16 protein-coding genes and 3 tRNA genes are annotated in these 20,019 nt (G+C 51.0%); 11 read left to right on the top strand and 8 right to left on the bottom strand.

All coding sequences use genetic code 11. From position 1 onward, the window contains the following. Window positions 1-39 precede the first annotated feature (39 nt). Window positions 40-2,424, top strand: a complete 2,385-nt coding sequence (locus HV157_RS23605; RefSeq protein ID WP_182269016.1) for a GDSL-type esterase/lipase family protein — start codon at window positions 40-42, stop codon at window positions 2,422-2,424. A 29-nt stretch (window positions 2,425-2,453) separates the two neighbouring features. On the opposite strand, the gene HV157_RS23610 is transcribed toward HV157_RS23605, so the two are convergent. Then, entirely contained in the window at window positions 2,454-3,536 is a 1,083-nt protein-coding gene (locus tag HV157_RS23610; RefSeq protein ID WP_182269017.1) for a hypothetical protein, read from the bottom strand. Window positions 3,537-3,545: 9 nt separating this feature from the next. Beyond that, window positions 3,546-4,988 carry an MBOAT family protein gene (locus HV157_RS23615; protein WP_182269018.1) on the bottom strand — a complete coding sequence of 481 codons (1,443 nt, stop codon included), beginning with the start codon at window positions 4,986-4,988 and terminating at the stop codon, window positions 3,546-3,548. Window positions 4,989-5,233: 245 nt separating this feature from the next. Between HV157_RS23615 and HV157_RS23620 the strand changes: the two genes are divergently transcribed. The 5 genes from HV157_RS23620 to HV157_RS23640 all read left to right on the top strand — a co-directional run bounded on the left by HV157_RS23620 (window position 5,234) and on the right by HV157_RS23640 (window position 9,392). Then, a complete protein-coding gene (locus HV157_RS23620) occupies window positions 5,234-5,623 on the top strand; it encodes a S24 family peptidase (protein ID WP_182269019.1) in 390 nt (129 codons plus the stop codon). Window positions 5,624-5,965: 342 nt separating this feature from the next. Beyond that, entirely contained in the window at window positions 5,966-7,132 is a 1,167-nt protein-coding gene (gene dacD / locus HV157_RS23625; RefSeq protein WP_182269020.1) for a serine-type D-Ala-D-Ala carboxypeptidase DacD, read from the top strand. 131 nt (window positions 7,133-7,263) lie between these two features. Beyond that, entirely contained in the window at window positions 7,264-7,737 is a 474-nt protein-coding gene (gene sbmC, locus HV157_RS23630) for a DNA gyrase inhibitor SbmC (RefSeq protein ID WP_032678501.1), read from the top strand. Window positions 7,738-7,829: 92 nt separating this feature from the next. Beyond that, complete coding sequence (locus HV157_RS23635) at window positions 7,830-8,888, top strand: FUSC family protein (protein ID WP_182269021.1); 1,059 nt, start codon at window positions 7,830-7,832, stop codon at window positions 8,886-8,888. A gap of 168 nt (window positions 8,889-9,056) precedes the next feature. Further along, window positions 9,057-9,392: a DUF496 family protein gene (locus HV157_RS23640; protein WP_008499467.1), complete on the top strand. Its 336-nt coding sequence runs from the start codon at window positions 9,057-9,059 to the stop codon at window positions 9,390-9,392. A 49-nt stretch (window positions 9,393-9,441) separates the two neighbouring features. On the opposite strand, the gene HV157_RS23645 is transcribed toward HV157_RS23640, so the two are convergent. After that, window positions 9,442-9,774, bottom strand: a complete 333-nt coding sequence (locus tag HV157_RS23645; protein WP_086532325.1) for a gamma-glutamylcyclotransferase family protein — start codon at window positions 9,772-9,774, stop codon at window positions 9,442-9,444. 53 nt (window positions 9,775-9,827) lie between these two features. Then, window positions 9,828-9,903, bottom strand: a tRNA-Asn gene (locus tag HV157_RS23650). Window positions 9,904-10,096: 193 nt separating this feature from the next. On the opposite strand from HV157_RS23650, the gene emmdR reads away from it, so the two are divergent. Both emmdR and HV157_RS23660 read left to right on the top strand, forming a co-directional pair. Further along, a complete protein-coding gene (gene emmdR / locus HV157_RS23655; RefSeq protein WP_071605454.1) occupies window positions 10,097-11,572 on the top strand; it encodes a multidrug efflux MATE transporter EmmdR in 1,476 nt (491 codons plus the stop codon). An 80-nt stretch (window positions 11,573-11,652) separates the two neighbouring features. Then, window positions 11,653-11,728 (top strand) — tRNA-Asn (locus HV157_RS23660). Between the two features lie 119 nt (window positions 11,729-11,847). Here HV157_RS23660 and HV157_RS23665 read toward each other — a convergent pair. The 3 genes from HV157_RS23665 to shiA all read right to left on the bottom strand — a co-directional run bounded on the left by HV157_RS23665 (window position 11,848) and on the right by shiA (window position 16,483). Beyond that, on the bottom strand, window positions 11,848-13,620 hold the full coding sequence (locus HV157_RS23665) for an aminopeptidase P family protein (protein WP_138014004.1): 1,773 nt from the start codon (window positions 13,618-13,620) through the stop codon (window positions 11,848-11,850). An 18-nt stretch (window positions 13,621-13,638) separates the two neighbouring features. Continuing rightward, window positions 13,639-15,093, bottom strand: coding sequence for an AMP nucleosidase (locus tag HV157_RS23670; RefSeq protein ID WP_014170778.1), 1,455 nt, complete (start codon window positions 15,091-15,093; stop codon window positions 13,639-13,641). Between the two features lie 73 nt (window positions 15,094-15,166). After that, window positions 15,167-16,483: a shikimate transporter gene (shiA, locus tag HV157_RS23675; RefSeq protein WP_138014003.1), complete on the bottom strand. Its 1,317-nt coding sequence runs from the start codon at window positions 16,481-16,483 to the stop codon at window positions 15,167-15,169. Between the two features lie 191 nt (window positions 16,484-16,674). On the opposite strand from shiA, the gene ldtA reads away from it, so the two are divergent. Further along, window positions 16,675-17,574: a L,D-transpeptidase gene (gene ldtA / locus HV157_RS23680; protein WP_040017923.1), complete on the top strand. Its 900-nt coding sequence runs from the start codon at window positions 16,675-16,677 to the stop codon at window positions 17,572-17,574. Window positions 17,575-17,635: 61 nt separating this feature from the next. Here ldtA and HV157_RS23685 read toward each other — a convergent pair. Beyond that, a tRNA-Asn gene (locus tag HV157_RS23685) sits at window positions 17,636-17,711 on the bottom strand. A gap of 320 nt (window positions 17,712-18,031) precedes the next feature. Between HV157_RS23685 and nac the strand changes: the two genes are divergently transcribed. Further along, the gene (gene nac, locus HV157_RS23690) at window positions 18,032-18,949 is read left to right on the top strand and encodes a nitrogen assimilation transcriptional regulator NAC (protein WP_182269022.1); all 918 of its coding nucleotides are present in this window, start codon (window positions 18,032-18,034) and stop codon (window positions 18,947-18,949) included. A gap of 96 nt (window positions 18,950-19,045) precedes the next feature. After that, window positions 19,046-19,996 (top strand): HTH-type transcriptional regulator Cbl, encoded by a 951-nt coding sequence (cbl, locus tag HV157_RS23695; protein ID WP_025203722.1) that lies wholly within the window; start codon window positions 19,046-19,048, stop codon window positions 19,994-19,996. Window positions 19,997-20,019 lie beyond the last annotated feature (23 nt).

A 20,019-nucleotide genomic window follows, 5' to 3' on the forward strand; every position in this document is an offset into this window, starting at 1 on the left:
AGACCCGGCCTCTGCGCCGGGTTTTTTTATGGAATCAATATGGCTACGCAACCAACCAATCTCCCTGTTCCAAGTGAATCGCCTCGCGACCTGAAATTTAACGCAGGAAAAATCGACGAATTTGTTACGTCTGAAAGCCATGATTATGTTGACAGATTTGGCAATAAGCATCGTACAATTGAAGGTATAAATTACGATGCGAATCAGGCAATTCTGAATTATGGCTATATCACGAAGGATTCTTTTGAAGATGGCAGCACCCTTAGCCTTGCTAACGAGTGCTTACGCTGGGAAAGCAGCGGCGAATACTACAGATGGGATGGGACGCTCCCCAAAGTAGTTCCCCCTGGATCTACGCCTGATAGCACCGGTGGGATTGGGAAGGGGAAATGGGTAAGTGTAGGAGACGCTGCGTTACGGTCAGATTTAAAGAAAGACAATGGCACCAGCAACATACATGGCACAACTGACGCAACTGGATCGGTTGCTAGAGATTTATCAGACATCATATCTGATAATAAAAACTTGCTCAGTTTTGGCGGCATGGATGATTTTGATGGGACCAATGCATCTAGCGCAACAAATAATAAAGATGCATTTGCAAGATACTTTACTTATCTAAATTCTATTGGCGGTGGAGATTTACGACTCATCAAAACCACTGATGGCACCGGTAAGTATTTTATCAACGGTGACGATAACACGCCTGTAACTAGCCCTATCAGGATTGTTGCTGATGATGGTGTGTCTATTTATTTGACTTACTCTGGCGGTGCTCAAAACAGCCCGCTGGTTAATACCGGTCTGAAATCAAATATTCAGATACCTATTCAATATGTTAACTTTGGTTTTGGTTCCTATATTGGTGCTAATGTACAAAAACAATTAGGTGAGATACTGCCGACAGTTAACAATGGAGATGGTGTATATTCAAACCCAAAATCATTGAGCGGTACAAGTGATTTCAAAATCGTTGCATTAACTAATGTTAATGCATCCTTAGCGCCGTCTTCTGCATCAGCTGACAGTATTGTATATGCAGGAAATGGAGAGGCTCGAGGAGCCATTACGTCAGCTGTACCGGGTGATGAAGTGCATTCGTTAATTTCTTCATCTGTTTCAGGTGTTTTCTTTGCTGGCGTAATAACTGCGCAAGGATATGCATACATTGCCCAGGATTCAGGAACCCAAGCCGTAAAATTAGTAGATGGGACTAATGGTCTTCCAGGAGTCGTTCAAGGAGTTCCATACGCCCTGCTGAATCAGCAGCGTGACAATTTTAACAACTCATTGTTGACTGTGAAAGTTACATCGACTAGAACTTTCTCTGTCCTTGTTAACGGTTTAACGGTTTATAGCTATACAACCAGATCTAATATTCTGGGTATTTGCTTCGGAACAGAGAACATAAACAGCGATGTAAGTGTATCTCAAATGAGCAAGGTTTCTGGCAGGAGTTATGCTGGAGCGAAAGCCCTTAAAATTATTTTTTGCGGCGATTCAATTAGTGATCCATCAGTCCAGTATTCTCATGTTAAATATCTCCCAATGATTTTAGGTTCCGCTGGAATAAATATTGCGGAAATTAACAATTTAGCGGTAAGCGGAGAGAATGCTGCACAGCAATATTCCAGATTGCAAACAGTCGGGTCAGGTTATGATTTATGTTTGATTCAGATTGGTGTTAATGATGTTCAGTTGCAAACTAGTTTTTCGAGCTTTATATCAACCATTCAAGGGATGGTAACATACGCTAAATCTATTGGTGCTCAGCCAATAGTTGGTATCCCAACAGCCTTCTATTCAAAAGCTGAAGCGAACGCAAATGGTCAATCTGGCGGACAAAATACACTCCATAATGACACGCTTCATACGTATCGCGCACTTCTGATACGCGCTGTCGCGGATGCAGGCGGCCTTTTGAACATGGAGCCAATGAAGGCATATGGAGCCATGACAGCGAAATGGTTAAGCCTTACTCCATACTCTGTGAGTGATAAGATCGTAGTTGATAATATTCACCCGAGCCCCTACGGTTCAATGATGCTTTCACAGGGGTGGGCGCGCTCAGTGATTGGGTGGCTTTCACGCCCGGATATGACCAAGGACGAATCTTCAGAGGCGATGCCATCTGCCTGGCTTTCAAGCGGTTTTGGGTTATCATCTATTCCAAAGGTTAAGGGGCGTGAATTCTCAGGTATGCTTAGCCTCCATGCAACAAATAATAATGATGGTGCTGTAGCGTTTAAACTCCCACCAACATTCAGTATATCCAGTGTTGTCATGAGAACCGTCACAGCAATAAACGCATCTAATCTCCCTGTTGGAGTATGTAATCTGTATGTTGGGACTAATGGTAACTGTTATTTCTTTAACTTACCTGCAGGTACGACACAGGTTTCCTTAGATGGTGTGAAGTTATAAAAACAGCGGGGCTAAGCCCCGCTGTTTAATCAATCATGAAATGGTGTTTTGCTTTCCATTTCTAAAACTACTGCTCTGAAGTTCTGGTTATCATTGTAACCACCCTTACCATTAATAACAGTATTCAGGCATTCCCCTAAAAATGTTGATCTTATTAATGCACCATATCCATTAGTATGATAAGCAGAATCCATAAAGAATTTTCTTCCCAAGTTTGATGCGCTTGGCGAGCATTTTATCTCGAGCCCGCGATCATGCAGTAATGATTTTAGCCGAGTTAAGTTATCAGTAGTTGAAGCTATATCTGTGTCGAACAATGGGTTTCTCATCGTAACAGGCCAAGTCAGTACGAATGTGCCTCCATTTTCTTCGACAAAGGATTTTATATATTTTAGTTTATTTGCTGAATAGTCTGATATTGCACTTATGTTAGATGAATAGTCAAAGCTGCCTTTTTCTATATTATCAAATACAGTTTTTTCATTAGTGATGTAATTAATATCACCAAATTTGTCCATGCTTTTATAACTGTAGCCATTATATGAGCCGTCTGCTGTTTTAAACTTTTCGTATACTGAACTAATAGGTTCTACGTAACCTTTATCTGTGGCTGAAAAACCTTCCAGCATTCGTTTAGGTGTCACATTCATTAAAAATTTTATGTAATCATATGCAGGAAGTGAGGAAACATAATCATGCCCCCAGCCTGTCATATTGTTTACAAACCAGTCTGTTGGCTTTCCGCTAGAGGTATAATATTCATACTCGAGAGGCATGACTACAATGTCACCTTTCTTCATAAGCTTCTTAAGAATGTAAAAATGGTAGTTTAAGTCCAACCCCGCATGAGTAGCTAGATTAACTACAGGGAATCCAGTTTTTGATGAAATAGTATCAGCATTAATCGAAAAAAGGCTGTTCGACCCGCTCAGAACAATTATTTTCTTTGATTTTATGCTTTCAGCAGCCATCTCTTTAAACTGATAAGTGTTCACTAGCCACCACTCACCTACGTTCTGCTTTCCTTCCTGCATTTTGAATGCATAAATAAACGACCCTGCGGCAATCGCAAGTATTGCGAAGAATAAAGAGACGCTAAATTTATAGTTCACGTTTCGTCCTTAAAAATTAAAATAGATAAAGGAACCGGGAGCCGCTCCCCCCAATGAGGCAATAACAGCAACGCAAACCCCAAAAGCGCACAAACAAGGCGCAAGAAGGTTCCACGCAACCCCTCTCTTCTGCTCTTTAATCATTCCAAGGAACACATTAGAGTTAGCATTAACTAAGCATGCCATGATGGCAATGGCGCAAATCACTATCATATAGAAACCACCTTTTGATGCCTCATAGAGGAAGGAGTCTGCAAAAGGCTGAGTGAACTTAAATCCTGAAACCAAATAATCATAACCTGCAAACATTTTCTTTAGTAAACTAAATGCATCATTTAAGTTTTCAGTTCTGAAGAAAATCCAAGTAATATTTACGTAGTTAAATGTAACAAACCAACCAACCACATTAGGCATGCGAAATCCATTTTGTGACCAATACCTGTGAATAACAAGTCCAAATCCATGTAGTGCACCCCAGGCAATAAAATTCCATCCCGCTCCATGCCAGAATCCACCAATCAAAAATGTCAGGAATAGATTTAGATATGTGCGGAAAACACCTTTTCGGTTACCGCCAAGAGGTATGTAAACATAATTCCTGAGCCATGTTGAAAGGGTGATGTGCCAGCGTCTCCAGAAATCTTGAAGGTCTGTTGCAATGTACGGTGAGTTGAAGTTTATAGGCAGCACAACGCCAAACAGAAGAGCTGAGCCAATTGCCATATCAGTATATCCGGAGAAATCAAAGTACAATTGTATACTGTATGAAAGGCTTGTTATCCATGCTTCCAAAGCACCAAGAGATGTGATGCTAGCATAACCTTGATCCGCTATAGAACCAAAATATGAAGACATGACAACTTTTTTGAAAACTCCAACACTAAATATAAAAATAGCAGGAGCGAAATATTTACCTAAATACTTTTCTCTCGAATTAAGTTGACTTGTAATTACGTCGTAATTAGTTATTGGCCCTGATATAAGCTTAGGGAAGAACAAAATGTAGGAGCAATAATCAAGCATTGAAATGTTAGATACCTGCTTTTTATACAAACTAACTGACAATGAAATCTGCTGGAATGTATAAAAACTGATAGCTAGTGGGGCAATAACATTTAAGTGCCCTATATTCAAGTTTAAAAGACTTGATATGTTACTTGCAAAGAAGTCGCAGTATTTAAAGTACCCTAGAGATACGACGTTAAATATAATAGATAGCGATACATATAATTTTGCCTTTCTATCTCTTATCATATTTAATATGAAGTAATTTATTAACATGGAGATTAATAAAAAAGGCAAAAACTTAAACGTGAAGAATGTGTAGAAGTATAGGCTTGCGCAACAAACCCACACTTTAGAAATAGCTATGTTGAATTTTTTTAGGTAAAAGTATATCAATACAACTAGAGGTAAGAATAATACCGTATATTCTAAAGAGTTAAACAACATTCCTTATCCCTTATATAAGTAGCCAACCAAGCACATTTTTTATCTGAACACAAACCTTGCTTATAAACTTACCAACATTTGCAGCGCACTTTCTTAAACCCAGTGCGTCACAACCTTGCTATTAGCTGGAATCTTCAAAAATCAGTCACCTGAAGTTTACCATCACAGATAAATCTGATCATTACTTGATCGCAAGTGGGTAAGGCTATACTGTATTTATATACAGTGTCAATCGGAGGTGCATCATGGGTTTTCCATCGCCAGCAGCAGACTATGTTGAAGAACGCATATCACTTGATAAGCGTCTCATTGCCCACCCTTCAGCCACCTACATGATGGTAGCTGGCACGACATATCTGCGTGCGGGAATAATGAAGAGTGCCATGCTTATCGTCGACTCATCGCTGACGCCGAAAGACGGTTCTCTGCTTGTCTGTGCTGTTGATGGTGAGTTCAGGATCATGCGTTACAGGACGCTACCGCATCCTTGCCTGGAGAACCCTGAGGATGGAAGGAGGGAGCCGTTACCATCGAAGGATGATGTGTCTGATACTTCGCGGCCGGTATTTGGTGTGATCACCTACAGTATCAACGATGCGCGTTCGGGCGAGTTCGACGACTGCCAGGTGATGTGAAAAACGCGTTGTGTACCAAATTGCGTACCAAATGAAAATGTGCTGAGGTTGGTGGCTTTAATAGCGCGGGTTTCGTGGCTACTGCGCGTAATCGTGGAACAAAAATGTAGGGCGCGCGGCTGAATCAGACACCAGTAATACCATCCTGTTAAAAAATGACGTCTCTATGGTAAACGATCGTGCAGGTCAGTCCGAATAAAAAGCGCCATCACCGTGCAAATTTGCGAGGCCGCTTCAGCGTAAAATCTGCTTTCTGTCACATTTTTTTGCAATTAAGCCAGGTAACGACAACAGAACTCCCGTAAAAAGGTCATCGATTTTTAATGACCTGAGGATATACCGTTGAAACGCCGTCTGTTTATTGCTGTTTCTTTACTCGCTTCGAGTGTCTCTTCTGCCTTCGCGGCCGATCCGCTGGATTTTTCGCCGCAGCCTCCGGCCATTCAGGCGGGCTCCTGGGTGCTAATGGATTACACGACTGGTCAGATCTTAACGGCGGGCAACGAACATCAACAACGTAATCCGGCGAGTCTGACCAAGCTGATGACGGGCTACGTTGTCGATCGGGCCATCGACAGCCACCGCATTACCCCGGATGACATCGTTACCGTTGGCCGCGACGCGTGGGCAAAAGGGAACCCGGTGTTTGAAGGATCGTCGCTGATGTTCCTGAAAGAGGGCGAGCGTGTCTCGGTGCGCGACCTGAGCCGTGGTCTGATTGTGGATTCCGGTAACGACGCCTGCGTGGCGCTGGCGGATCACGTAGCGGGTGGTCAGCCGCAGTTTGTGAAGATGATGAACGACTATGTACAAAAGCTGAACCTGCGCGATACCCACTTTGAAACCGTCCACGGTCTGGACGCGCCGGGGCAGCACAGCTCTGCCTATGACCTGGCCGTGCTCTCCCGGGCTATCATTCACGGCGAGCCAGAGTTCTACCACATGTACAGCGAAAAGAGCCTTACCTGGAATGGGATCACCCAACAAAACCGTAACGGCCTGCTGTGGGATAAAACCATGAACGTTGATGGCCTGAAAACGGGGCACACGTCGGGAGCGGGCTTTAACCTGATTGCGTCAGCGGTTGACGGTCAGCGTCGTTTAATCGCGGTGGTGATGGGCGCTGACAGCCCGAAAGGGCGTGAGGAACAGGCCCGGAAGCTGCTGCACTGGGGACAGCAGAACTTTGATACGGTGCAGATCCTGCATAACGGCAAAAAAGTGGGAACAGAGCGTATCTGGTATGGCGATAAAGAGCAGGTGGAGCTGGGCACCGACCAGGATTTCTGGCTGGCCTTGCCTAAAACAGAAGTTCCTAACATCAAAGCCAAGTACGTGCTGGATAAAAAAGAGCTGGAAGCGCCGATTGCGGCTCATCAGCGGGTAGGGGAGATCCAGCTTTACGACCGTGACAAAGTCGTGGCGCACTGGCCTCTGGTGACGCTCGAAGCGGTGAATAAAGGCGGCCTCTTCTCCCGTCTGAGCGATTATCTGCATCACACGCTGTAACGGCCTGCGTTAAAGCACATGAGCAGACTGGCGCGGTTGCGAGTCTGCTCACATAATAAACACTCCTCGTTTGCTGAACAGTTAAAACCTGCTTTATAGTGTATAAATATACAGTAATAAAAGGAGGCAGCATGGACTACAGCATCAAGCAGCAACAGAAACGTAAAATCGCCGGCTTTCATCTGGTCGGGCCGTGGGACAAAACGGTAAAACAGGGCTTCGAACAGTTAGTCATGTGGGTGGATGGACGTCACATTCAGCCGCTGGAGTGGGTTGCGGTTTACTACGATAATCCGGACGAGGTCCCGGCAGAAAAATTGCGCTGTGACACGGCCGTAACGGTCCCGGACGATTTTGTCATTCCTGAAAACAGCGAAGGCGTCATGATGACGGAAATCGCCGCTGGAGAGTATGCGGTGGCGACGGCGCGCGTTGAGAACCATGACTTCGCGACCCCATGGAACCAGTTCTTTAATTCCCTCTTGCAGGACAACAGCTACCAGATGGCCCCTAAACCCTGTTTCGAGCGCTACCTTAATGATGGTAACGCGGACGGTTACTGGGACATCGAAATGTATATTGGTGTAGAGCACAAAGCCGGTTAAGCCTGGTTATTACAGGGTTTTTCAGCCGGGTGTGATCCGCCCGGCTGAAAACACAGTACAATTGTGATTTGCCGTGTAGCTGGAGAGCGGGTGTGCGTCCCGACAAATCATTAACCCCTTTTGAAATTCGTCTGTACAAACACTACCGCGTGGTACATGGGTGCCGTATCGCGCTGGCCTTTGTGTTGACGTTTGTGCTGGTTCGTTTGCTGGATGTTCCTGAGGGAACATGGCCGCTTATCACGCTGGTGGTCGTGATGGGGCCTATTTCGTTCTGGGGGAACGTTGTTCCACGCGCCTTCGAGCGCATTGGCGGTACCGTTTTAGGCTCTGCCCTGGGGCTTATCGCGCTGAAGCTTGAGCTTATCTCGTTTCCTGTTATGTTGATCTGGTGCGGTGCCGCGATGTTCCTTTGCGGCTGGCTGGCTTTAGGCAAAAGGCCCTATCAGGCGCTGCTGATTGGTATCACGCTGTCGGTGGTGGTCGGTGCACCGGCGGGGGATATGACGACCGCCTTGTGGCGAAGCGGGGACGTGATCCTCGGCTCACTGCTGGCTATGCTTTTTACCGGCATCTGGCCACAGCGTGCTTTTCTGCACTGGCGTATTCAGATGGCTAACTATGTCACCGCATTCAACCGTGTCTATCAGGCCGGATTTTCCCCTAACCTGGTTGAACGTCCGCGGCTGGAAAAACACCTGCAAACGATCCTCAACGATGTGGTCAGGATGCGTGGGCTGATTACCCCGGCCAGCAAAGAAACCCATATCCAGAAATCCATTTTCGAAGCCATTCAGACGGTAAGCCGCAATCTGGTATGCATGCTTGAGCTGCAAATCAACGCGCACTGGGCTTCTCGTCCCAGCCACCTTTTAATGCTCAACGCCCATACCTTAAAAGAGACGCAGCAGATGACGCAGCAAACGCTGCTCACCATCGCCCACGCGCTTTATGAAGGTAACCCGCAGCCCATCCTGGCGAACAGTGAACGCCTGAATGAGATCGTTGCGGAGCTGAAGCAGTTAATGCATGAGCGTCAGAGCGATAACGTCGCGGAAACGCCTATTCATGGTTATGTCTGGCTGAGCATGGAGCTAGCGCGGCAGCTGGAGCTACTGTCGCATCTCATTTGCCGGGCGCTGCGCAAATAAAGAGCAGCTATCTCCATATGTGACGCCTGCTGCTTCGATTCAGCATCAATTGGGGTTATGATAGCTTTAAACGATATACTCATTGTCATTCGCAGCCGCTGTCAGTAAGGTTATTGTTACAACGGTTGCTTTAACGAATCCGAATCTCACATTATCAGGGGTGTAAAAATGGAAACTACCAAGCCTTCGTTCCAGGATGTTCTGGAATTCGTCCGCCTGTTCCGCCGCAAAAACAAACTGCAGCGTGAAATCCAGGACGTTGAGAAGAAGATCCGTGACAACCAGAAACGTGTCCTGCTGCTCGATAACCTGAGCGACTACATCAAGCCAGGCATGAGCGTTGAGGCTATTCAGGGCATCATCGCCAGCATGAAGAGCGACTACGAAGACCGCGTTGATGACTACATCATCAAAAACGCTGAGCTGTCTAAAGAACGCCGTGATATCTCCAAGAAACTGAAAGTAATGGGCGAAATCAAAAACGGTGAAGCCAAAAGCGAGTAATCGCCGATGAATACAAAAAAGGCTCTCTGGTGACAGAGAGCCTTTTTTATTACGCAGTACGCGGCTGTAGCTGATAAATCCAGGCGTTGACCTGTTTTCCATCCGGCGTGGTCACATTGACCTCAACCCGATCGTAGCCGTCTTCAAATTCGTCCAGCATTGGCCAGTGTGCACTCAGGCTATCAGAGATAAACAGAAAGCCCTCCACGTGTGGGCCGTCCGGGTGCAGCACTATTCCCGGAAAATCTGCCGCCGCGCCCCAGCCATGTTCGTAAAACGTCCCGGTGACAAAACCGGCCTGCCATTCGCCACCGATGTTTTCAAGAATATGTGCATTCGCGTGACCCGGGCGTAGCGTGCCGTAGACAAACAGAGCGTTCATTTTCCCTCACCAGCAAAGCAAAAAGCCTGCTATAAAAGCAGGCTTTTTAAATTTGGCTCCTCTGACTGGACTCGAACCAGTGACATACGGATTAACAGTCCGCCGTTCTACCGACTGAACTACAGAGGAATCGTTGTGGAGGCTTATCTTAGCGGCGAAAAAAGTTTTGTCAAACCTGATCTTAGCGATTAGCGATCGATTGATGATTCTGTCGACAGTTTGTTGTAAATCCACACATCTTTTTATGGAAAATACTTTGCAGGTTTAGCATTTCTCCCCCATCATTTGAAATGGAGTTTCAACTTTCTCGTTAAGGTCCATTTTGAACGTCACTGCCCCCCTACGCCAGGCGATTATGCGCACGCCATGGTATGCAAAGCGTAAAAGCTATCGTGTTCTGTTCTGGCGTGAAATCACCCCCCTTGCCGTGCCTATTTTCCTGGAAAACACCTGCGTTCTGTTGATGGGGGTGCTGAGTACCTTCCTGGTCAGCTGGCTGGGTAAAGAGGCGATGGCTGGTGTCGGGCTGGCGGACAGCTTTAACATGGTGGTTATTTCATTTTTTGCTGCCATTGACCTCGGGACGACGGTTGTCGTCGCCTTTAGCCTCGGCAAGCTCGATCCTAAACGTGCGCGCGAGGCTGCCCGACAGTCGCTGATGATCATGACCATTTTCTCGATCGTGCTGGCGGCGGTGATCCACTATTTCGGCAGGGAAATTATCGATTTTGTCGCCGGTGAGGCCACAAATGAGGTTAAAGACCTCGCGCTGACCTACCTGGAAATGACGGTCCTGAGTTATCCGGCTGCAGCCATCGCGCTGATTGGCAGCGGCGCGCTGCGCGGGGCGGGCAACACCAAAATTCCGTTGCTGATAAACGGCGGGATGAACATCCTGAATATTATTATCAGCAGCGTGCTGATCTACGGCGTCTTCTCCTGGGACGGGCTCGGGTTCGTGGGTGCCGGGCTGGGGTTAACGATTTCACGTTATATCGGTGCTGCTGCCATTCTCGGGGTGCTGATGGCGGGGATCACGCCGTCACTTCGCCTTACGCTGAAGAGCTATTTCCGCCCCTTTAACTTCGCCATTATCTGGGAAGTGATGGGAATTGGTATTCCCGCCAGTATTGAATCCGTGTTGTTTAATGGGGGCAAGCTGCTGACGCAAATGTTTGTCGCCGGGATGGGGACCGACGTTATCGCCGGTAACTTTATTGCCTTCTCCATCGCCTCCCTGATAAACCTGCCGGGCAACGCCCTCGGTTCGGCGTCGACCATCATCACCGGTAAACGGCTGGGGAAAGGGCAGATAGGGCAGGCGGAACGGCAGTTGCGGCACGTCTTCTGGCTGTCAACCATTGGCCTGACGCTGATCGCCTGGGGAAGCGCCCCCTTTGCCGGGCTTATGGCCTCTTTTTATACCCACGAAGATGATGTCAAAGAGGTCGTTAAGATCTTGATCTGGCTGAATGCGGCCTTTATGCCCATCTGGGCGGCTTCATGGGTTCTGCCTGCCGGGCTGAAAGGGGCACGCGATGCACGCTTCGCGATGTGGGTGTCGATGCTCGGCATGTGGGGTTGCCGTGTGGTGGTGGGTTACACGCTCGGGGTCATGCTTGGCATGGGGGTAGTCGGCGTCTGGCTGGGGATGTTCCTTGACTGGGCGGTGCGTGGGGCGTTGTTCTACTGGCGTATGGTCAGTGGGCGCTGGCTCTGGAAATACCCGCGAATAAAACAGGAACCAACGACCACAGAATCAACAGAATGCCTGACAAATGCACGAAGTGGAGAATAATTCGGCAAACAGTCAGAAATATGCATTCTGCCTTTGACATCATCGGGGAGCATCGATAATATGCGCCCCGTTCACACGATTCCTCTGTAGTTCAGTCGGTAGAACGGCGGACTGTTAATCCGTATGTCACTGGTTCGAGTCCAGTCAGAGGAGCCAAATTTAAAAAGCCTGCTTTTATAGCAGGTTTTTTGCTTTTCTGCGTTCTGAAAAAGTCCGATGCGACGGGCTTACAGCCGGGTCAGGCGAAACCGCCGCCCGGCATCCACCTGATATTTCTAGTGGTTAACCCCAACCGGCATCGTCGCCTCAAGCAACCATTGCCGCGCGTCGCTGTCGACCAACGGTAACAGGGCCTCACGCACCTGCTGATGATACTCATCCAGCCACTGTTTTTCCTGTTCGTTCAACAGCTGTAACTCGACCTGGCTCAGGTCGATCGGGATCAGCGTCAGTGAGGAAAACGTGCAGAATCCCGGACGGCTTTCGACAATCTCCACCTGGTTTTCAATGCGGATCCCATGGCTGTCCGCCAGATAATATCCAGGCTCGATAGTCATGATGGTGCCGGCCACCAGGGGCCACGGGTTAACCTTTTTGGCAAGACGATGCGGGTTCTCATGGATAAGCAACTGATGTCCTACCCCATGCCCTGTCCCGTGATCGTAATCCAGCCCCATTTCCCACAGCGGGCGACGCGCGAAGGCATCAAGCTGATGGCCCTGGCTGCCGGAGGGGAACTGCAAGGTTATCAACGACAGAAACCCTCTCAGTACGGCGGTGTAGTGCAACTTCTGCTGTGGCGGCACGCTACCCCATGCCAGCGTACGCGTGGCGTCAGTGGTGCCGTTATGGTACTGACCGCCGGAATCATTAAGGTAAAAATGATGATGACCGATGGGCTTATTGCTGGCTTCGCTTGAGTGATAGTGGCACATCGCCGCATTACTGGAGGAGGCGGAGATGGTGGCAAAACTTTGCTCAATAAATCCAGGCTGCTGTTTACGGAACGCAAGCTGCTGCGCCTGCGCTTCCAGCTCCGTCAGCGGTTTTCCCGCCGCCTCACGCAGGGGGACTTCACGGCTTAGCCAGGCCAGGAAATTCACCCAGGCAGCACCGTCCTGGTGATGACACTCGCGATACCCGGCAAGTTCGACCGGGTTTTTAGTGGCTTTCATCAGAGTGATGGGATCGGTTCGCCAGACTATTTCGCCCTCTGGCTCAATGGCAAAGCGCAGGGCGACCGGTGCGGAATCGGCATCAACCATCACCCGCTTGCCTTGTGACAGGCGCTGGCAGCGTTCGATAAAGGCATCCTGTGGCGCAATCCTGAACGCGTTTCTCACGCTCTCGGGTAGCTCGCTGAGCTTATTGTCGTTAACAAACCACTCCACGCTACCGTCACGGTCAAGAAGGGCAAAGGAGAGGGGAACAGGACTGGATGGAATGTCAGTGCCACGCACGTTCAACAGCCAGGCGATGTTATCCGGCAGAGTCACGGCCAGATAATCGGCATCGTGTGCGGCCAGCACGGCGGCAACGCGCTGGCGTTTGGCGAGGCTGCTTTCGCCACTGACCTCCACCGGCATTTCTCGAATACGTCCCGCCGGCGCGGCAGGGCGATCGTGCCATAAGGTATCAAACGGCGACTGACTGAGCGGAACCAGTTCACAGGGTGTTGCAGACAGTTGCCCGAACTCCGTATTGGTCATCAGCAGTGCTTCAAACCCAATACGCATGCCGGCCCTGACGTTGGCTGTGAGCCATTCGGCCAGCGGTTCATTGTGCAGATGGTGGATTTCAATTTCATCCATATTGACCTGAAGGCGAGCCTGAACCTGATAGCGGCCATCGACAAACAGCAGGGCTGTGTTTTTCAGTATCAGCGCCAGACCTGCGGAGCCATCAAAGCCCGTCAGCCAGGCCAGCTTTTCATCGTACGGCGCGCAGTACTCACTCTGCCAGGCATCCGCGCGCGGCACGATCATGCCATCAAGATTGTTTTCCTGTAGCCACCGGCGCAGGGCCGATAAGCGTGCTGGGGTGTGCATGGTTATTCCTTGTTCTGGTTAGCGGAATGGCGGCTCGTTGAAGGTACGTAATTTACGGGAATGCAGCCTGTCGCCTTCCGCACGCAGCAAATCAATGGCGCGAATGCCGATTTGTAGATGTTCGGAGATTGCCCCTTCATAGAAACGGTTGGCCTGACCCGGAAGCTTAATTTCGCCGTGCAGCGGTTTGTCGGAGACGCACAGCAGCGTGCCGTAAGGGACGCGGAAGCGATATCCCTGTGCGGCGATGGTAGCGCTTTCCATATCAATCGCGACGGCACGGCTGAGGTTGAAACGCAGCGCGGAGGCGGAGTAACGCAACTCCCAGTTACGGTCATCCGTCGTCACTACCGTACCGGTACGCAGACGCTGTTTAACCTCTTCACCCGGCATACCGCTCACCTCTTTGGTGGCGTCATACAGCGCACGCTGCACTTCGGCGATGCTCGGGATAGGAATATCCGGTGGAAGCACAGCGTCAAGCACATGGTCATCACGCAGATAGGCGTGGGCCAGCACGTAGTCGCCAATCAGCTGGCTTTCACGCAGGCCGCCGCAGTGTCCAATCATCAGCCACACGTCCGGGCGCAATACCGCCAGATGGTCGCAGATGGTTTTGGCATTTGACGGACCAACCCCGATGTTAATTAAGGTGATCCCCTGGCCGTCAGCGGTGATCAGGTGCCAGGCAGGCATCTGGTGCTTTTTCCACGCCAGGTCGGAGATGGCCTGCTCGGGTGCCTCGGTTTCCGCGGTGATCCAGATCCCGCCGGCGCAGGACAGCGCGATGTAAGGGCTATCCGGGTCGAGGATCTGGCTACAGCCCCAACGGACAAACTCGTCGACATAGCGGGTGTAGTTGGTAAACAGTACAAAGGGCTGGAAATGGTCGACGGGCGTCCCGGTGTAGTGACGCAGGCGCGCCAGAGAGAAATCCACGCGGCGGGCATCAAAGTGCGACAGCGGTGAAAATTCTGCCGGGTGGTAGATACCATCCGCCGTCTCATCGCCAATCTGCGACAGCTCGGTGGTCGGGAAATGGCGCGTCAGTCCCGCGCTCATGGAGCGGTCGAGGGTTAATGCCGAACCGTCAATCACATACGGATACGGGATCTCATGCTGTGAGGGTTCAACGGCAATGTGCGCGCCGTAATCCTGATACAACAGCGTGAGTTGCTCTTCAAGATAAGGGCGGAACAGTGCAGGGCGGGTGACGGTGGTGCTGTAGCAGCCGGAGTGGGTAAAGCGTGCGTAGGCGCGCGTTTTCGGCGTGTTAGTCGCGCTGCCGTCCCAGGTGACGGAAAGCGATGGATAAACAAAAAGGCCCTTACTTCTGGCCTTTTCGTCGGGGAGTTTCCCTGTTTCGATATACTCACTGATGGCGCTGCGCAGCGCGTTGACGGACTGTTCATACAGTGCATCGAGTTTTTCCAGCGCCTGAGCCGGGGTCAGGCTGGAGCCCTTATTATTCATCTCTGTCTCCTTGTTCCACAGGTGTGCGACTCTACCCGATAGTATGTCACACGCCTGTGAAACAAAAGTGAGATCAGGTGTGGCTCGTCTCTTTCATCAATAGCGCCGTCGCCGCTGACAGCAGGCAACCGGCCAGCAGATAAAGTGCCACACTGTGCCAGTTGCCCCCGGAGAAGGTCACCAGCGCGGCGGCAATAAATGGCGTAAACCCGCCCCCGACCACGCTTGCCACCTGATAGCCTACGCCCGCGCCGCTGTAGCGATAGCTCGCCCCGAACAGTTCGGTAAACATGGGCTGCTGCACGCAGACCACCATATCGTGGGCGATGTTAGCGAGCATGATGGCAAAGAAGACAATCCAGAAGATCGACTGTGCCTCCAGCGCCATGAAGAACGGCCAGGCGCTGAGGGTGCCAATCAGCGCCCCAGTGATATAGACGCGACGGCGACCAAACCTGTCCGCCAGCCAGGCGAAGCAGGGGATAGTCAGGCAGCTGATCCCGCCGACCAGCAGGCCAATGTTCAGGAACAGCTCGCGGGGCAGACCGAGATTTTGCGTTGAATAATTGAGGGCAAACGCGGTCACGATATACATCGTCAGCAGTTCGCACAGGCGCAGGGCGATAATTTTCAGAAAAGCGCCAGGATGCCGGACAAGCGCTTCCATCACCGGCAGCCGTTTTCTGGCAACGGGCGGTTCTTGCCGCTGTTGTTCGAACTCAGCAGATTCCTCCATGCCGTTGCGGATCCACAGGGCAGCGACAACCAGCACGATGCTGAAGAGAAACGGAATGCGCCAGCCCCAGCTCAGGAATTGTTCATCGGTGGTGAAGTGGCTCATCAGCGACACCAGCCCGGTGGAGAGCAGCAGACCTACGCCATAGCCCACCTGCACGCCGCTGCTGTAAAACGCTTTCTTGTTCTTCGGGGCACTCTCAACGGATAACAGCGCCGCGCCACCCCATTCGCCGCCTACCGCGAAGCCCTGAATGGCGCGCAGCGTAACCAGCAGCACCGGCGCCCACCAGCCAATGGTGGAAAATGAAGGGAGAACGCCAATCAGCGCGGTGGCGATGCCCATCATCCAGACGGTGAGCATCAGCATGCGTTTGCGACCGAGACGGTCACCGAAGTGGCCGAAGATCACCCCGCCCAGTGGACGAAACAGGAAGCCGACGCCAAAGGTGGCAAACGCGGCGAGCGTACCCATTGCCGGGCTAATCTGGGGGAAGAATTCGCGGTTAAACACCAGCGCGGCAGTAATGCCGTAAAGCAGAAAATCATACCAGTCGACGACGGCACCCGCGAAGCTGCCGAGGGCTGCGCGGCGGGCACGATTGAGCGAAGGTGTCTCCTCGTTGGGATGTGTGGAGGTGAGAGTGGAGTCCATAGTTGTCCTGTCTGCACGTATTTCTAATTATTGGTATAAGAAAAGGTCACTCACATAGCCACCGTCATATAAACGGAACGTATGAGACTACCGCGCCAGGGCGCGTGTGCAAACTGATTTTATTTCCTGATGGGTAATGCAAAGCGGCTACGCTATGCTTAGCAAATCAAGGTGCGACTGAGGAAGGGAATATGTGTCGTATAAATGTGTTGAGTTGTCTTGCTGCATTACTTATCAGCCAGAGCGTTCAGGCGGTAAGTTATCCTTTACCGCCGACAGGCAGTCGGCTGGTGGGCACTTCGCAAACCATTACCGTGCCGGATCACAATACGCTACCGCTCGAAGCGTTTGCCGCGCAATACGGGCAGGGTCTGAGCAATATGCTGGAAGCGAACCCGGGCGTGGATCCTTTTTTGCCTAAATCCGGGACGCAACTGGTGATACCCCAGCAGCTGATTTTGCCTGACACCGTCCGCGAGGGAATTATCGTTAATGCGGCAGAAATGCGCCTCTACTATTACCCACCGGGAAGCAACACTGTTGAAGTGTTACCCATCGGCATTGGTCAGGCCGGGCGCGAAACCCCGCGAAACTGGGTCACAGCGGTAGAACGTAAGCAGGAAGGCCCCACCTGGTCTCCTACGCCGAATACGCGCCGTGCCTATGCGGCAGAGGGGAAAACGCTGCCTGCATTCGTGCCCGCCGGGCCCGATAACCCAATGGGACTGTATGCGATTTATATTGGCAGGCTGTATGCCATTCACGGGACAAACTCCAATTTTGGCATCGGACTGCGGGTGAGCCAGGGTTGTATTCGTTTGCGCAATAACGACATTAAATATCTTTTCGATAACGTCCCGGTAGGCACCCGTGTACAGCTTATCGATCAGCCCGTTAAAGTGACGACAGAGCCGGACGGCAGCCGCTGGGTTGAGGTGCATGAACCGCTATCACGGAACCGGGCGGAATTTGAATCGACCCGGAAAGTGCCTTTGCCGATATCTGCCTCGCTGCGAACCGAGCTTGTCAACGAGGGGGCGGGCGCGGAACTGGAACGTCGGTCAGGGATGCCGGTTAAGCTCGGCAACTGAGGGCAATTTTACCTGCCCCAGAAAAGCAAAAAGCCTGCTATAAAAGCAGGCTTTTCAAATTTGGCTCCTCTGACTGGACTCGAACCAGTGACATACGGATTAACAGTCCGCCGTTCTACCGACTGAACTACAGAGGAATCGTGTGAACGGGGCGCATATTATCGACGTCAGCCGGCCTTGTCAAAGGGTGGATCAACGCCTTTTGATCGTTTGCTGACAAAATCAGCAAAATGGCGTTTTTGACGCCGGAATGCACCGTAATGGTGCGCACATACCCCTAATGGGGCAGATCATAAACTGCTGTTTCAGTAATAAAACCGCTGCTTATGATTAGCTTTCCTTATTTTCAGCCGCTTAGCGACAAATCAGACCTCTTCGTAAAACTGGCATTCATATTGCAAAACCCTATCAACAATGAAAAGCCAGTACCGGCACAGCATTTCGAACAGGGGGCAAAATGAACTTAAGACGACTGAAATACTTCGTAAAAATCGTCGATATCGGCAGCCTGACTCAAGCGGCGGAAGTGCTGCACATCGCGCAGCCTGCGCTGAGCCAGCAGGTGGCTACTCTGGAAGGCGAGATGGATCAGCAGCTGTTGATCCGCACCAAACGTGGCGTGACGCCAACGGAAGCAGGCAAAATCCTTTATACCCATGCGCGCACCATCCTTCGCCAGTGCGAACAGGCGCAGCTGGCGGTGAATAACGTGGGCCAGACGCTGAGCGGCCACGTATCCATTGGGCTGGCTCCGGGAACGGCCGCGTCCTCTATTACCATGCCGCTGCTGCAGGCCGTCCGCGCAGAGCTGCCAGAAGTACTGGTTTACCTGCATGAGAACAGCGGTTCTGTGCTGAATGACAAACTTCTTAGCGGCCAGCTGGATATGGCGGTGCTGTACGACCGCTCACCGGTGGCCGGGATCATCAGCCAGCCGCTGTTGAAAGAAGATCTCTACCTTGTGGGCACCCGCGACTGTCCGGGGCAGAGCGTCGATCTGACGGCCGTAGCAGAAATGAATCTTTTCCTGCCACGTGACTACAGCGCGGTGCGCGTGCGTGTGGATGAAGCGTTCTCCCTGCGCCGCCTGACGGCAAGAATTATCGGTGAAATTGATTCCATCTCCACGCTAACCGCCGCTATAGCCAGCGGTATGGGTGTGACCGTCCTGCCTGAATCCGCAGCACGTTCGCTGTGCAGCGCGGCAAACGGCTGGATGGCGCGCATCACCACGCCTTCGATGAGCTTACCGCTGTCGCTGAATATGTCCGCGCGCGGATCGCTGTCACCTCAGGCGCAGGCGGTAAAAGAGATTCTGATGTCGCTGGTCAGCAAACCGTCTCTGGAGAACCGTGAGCTGCAGCTGGTGAGTTGATATTCCATAAAAGCATAAGATGCTGGTTTTTATTATTTGTTCTGCAGGTCGGCTGACTCTAACAATAGCGTTATGTCAGATGCGCCGGAGTGAATCGTGAATTTCCAGCAACTTAAAATTATCCGTGAGGCGGCCAGGCGGGACTACAACCTGACCGAGGTCGCCAATATGCTTTATACCTCTCAGTCCGGCGTCAGTCGCCATATCCGCGAGCTGGAAGAAGAACTGGGGATAGAGATTTTTATCCGTCGCGGCAAGCGTCTGCTTGGCATGACGGAGCCGGGAAAAGCCTTGCTGACCATCGCTGAGCGGATCCTCAACGAGGCCAGCAATGTGCGTCGCCTGGCGGATCTCTTTACCAATGACGCCTCGGGCGTCCTCACTATCGCCACCACCCACACCCAGGCGCGTTACAGCCTGCCGCCGGTGATTAAAGCCTTCCGTGAACTTTTCCCTGACGTCCGTCTGGAGCTTATCCAGGGCACACCGCAGGAAATTGACGTGCTATTGCAAAACGGTGGGGCAGATATCGGCATTGCCAGTGAACGCCTGAGCAACGATCCGCTGCTGGTGGCTTTCCCGTGGTTTCGCTGGTACCACAGTCTGTTACTTCCCGTCGACCATCCGCTGAATCAGGTTACGCCCCTGACGCTGGAAGATATCGCGAAATGGCCACTGATTACCTACCGGCAGGGTATTACCGGACGCTCGCGCATTGATGAAGCCTTTAACCGCAAAGGCTTAACGCCGGATGTGGTGCTGAGTGCACAGGACTCTGATGTAATCAAAACCTACGTCGAGCTGGGGCTGGGCATTGGTCTGGTGGCGGAACAGTCCGGTGGTGAACGCGAGACGGAGAACCTGGTACGACTGGATACGCGTCATCTCTTTGATGCCAATACCGTATGGCTCGGCCTGAAGCGTGGACAACTGCAGCGCAACTATGTGTGGCGCTTTATCGAACTCTGCAACGCCGGGCTGTCCGTGGATGAGATTAAACGTCAGGTGATGGAGCCAGAAGAAGTGGCGATTGATTATCAGATTTAAGCCCCTTATAGCACCCGTCCCCG

The organism is Enterobacter sp. RHBSTW-00318, from assembly GCF_014101375.1.
In the GTDB taxonomy this organism is placed as follows: domain Bacteria; phylum Pseudomonadota; class Gammaproteobacteria; order Enterobacterales; family Enterobacteriaceae; genus Enterobacter; species Enterobacter ludwigii.

Excerpts from the sequence above, each read along its gene's own strand:
- sbmC (WP_032678501.1), top strand. The coding sequence starts at position 7,264 with ATGGACTACAGCATCAAGCAGCAACAGAAACGTAAAATCGCCGGCTTT.
- shiA (WP_138014003.1), bottom strand. The coding sequence starts at position 16,483 with ATGGACTCCACTCTCACCTCCACACATCCCAACGAGGAGACACCTTCG.
- HV157_RS23645 (WP_086532325.1), bottom strand. The coding sequence starts at position 9,774 with ATGAACGCTCTGTTTGTCTACGGCACGCTACGCCCGGGTCACGCGAAT.
- ldtA (WP_040017923.1), top strand. The coding sequence starts at position 16,675 with ATGTGTCGTATAAATGTGTTGAGTTGTCTTGCTGCATTACTTATCAGC.
- HV157_RS23605 (WP_182269016.1), top strand. The coding sequence starts at position 40 with ATGGCTACGCAACCAACCAATCTCCCTGTTCCAAGTGAATCGCCTCGC.
- nac (WP_182269022.1), top strand. The coding sequence starts at position 18,032 with ATGAACTTAAGACGACTGAAATACTTCGTAAAAATCGTCGATATCGGC.
- HV157_RS23640 (WP_008499467.1), top strand. The coding sequence starts at position 9,057 with ATGGAAACTACCAAGCCTTCGTTCCAGGATGTTCTGGAATTCGTCCGC.
- HV157_RS23670 (WP_014170778.1), bottom strand. The coding sequence starts at position 15,093 with ATGAATAATAAGGGCTCCAGCCTGACCCCGGCTCAGGCGCTGGAAAAA.
- HV157_RS23620 (WP_182269019.1), top strand. The coding sequence starts at position 5,234 with ATGGGTTTTCCATCGCCAGCAGCAGACTATGTTGAAGAACGCATATCA.
- HV157_RS23615 (WP_182269018.1), bottom strand. The coding sequence starts at position 4,988 with ATGTTGTTTAACTCTTTAGAATATACGGTATTATTCTTACCTCTAGTT.
- HV157_RS23665 (WP_138014004.1), bottom strand. The coding sequence starts at position 13,620 with ATGCACACCCCAGCACGCTTATCGGCCCTGCGCCGGTGGCTACAGGAA.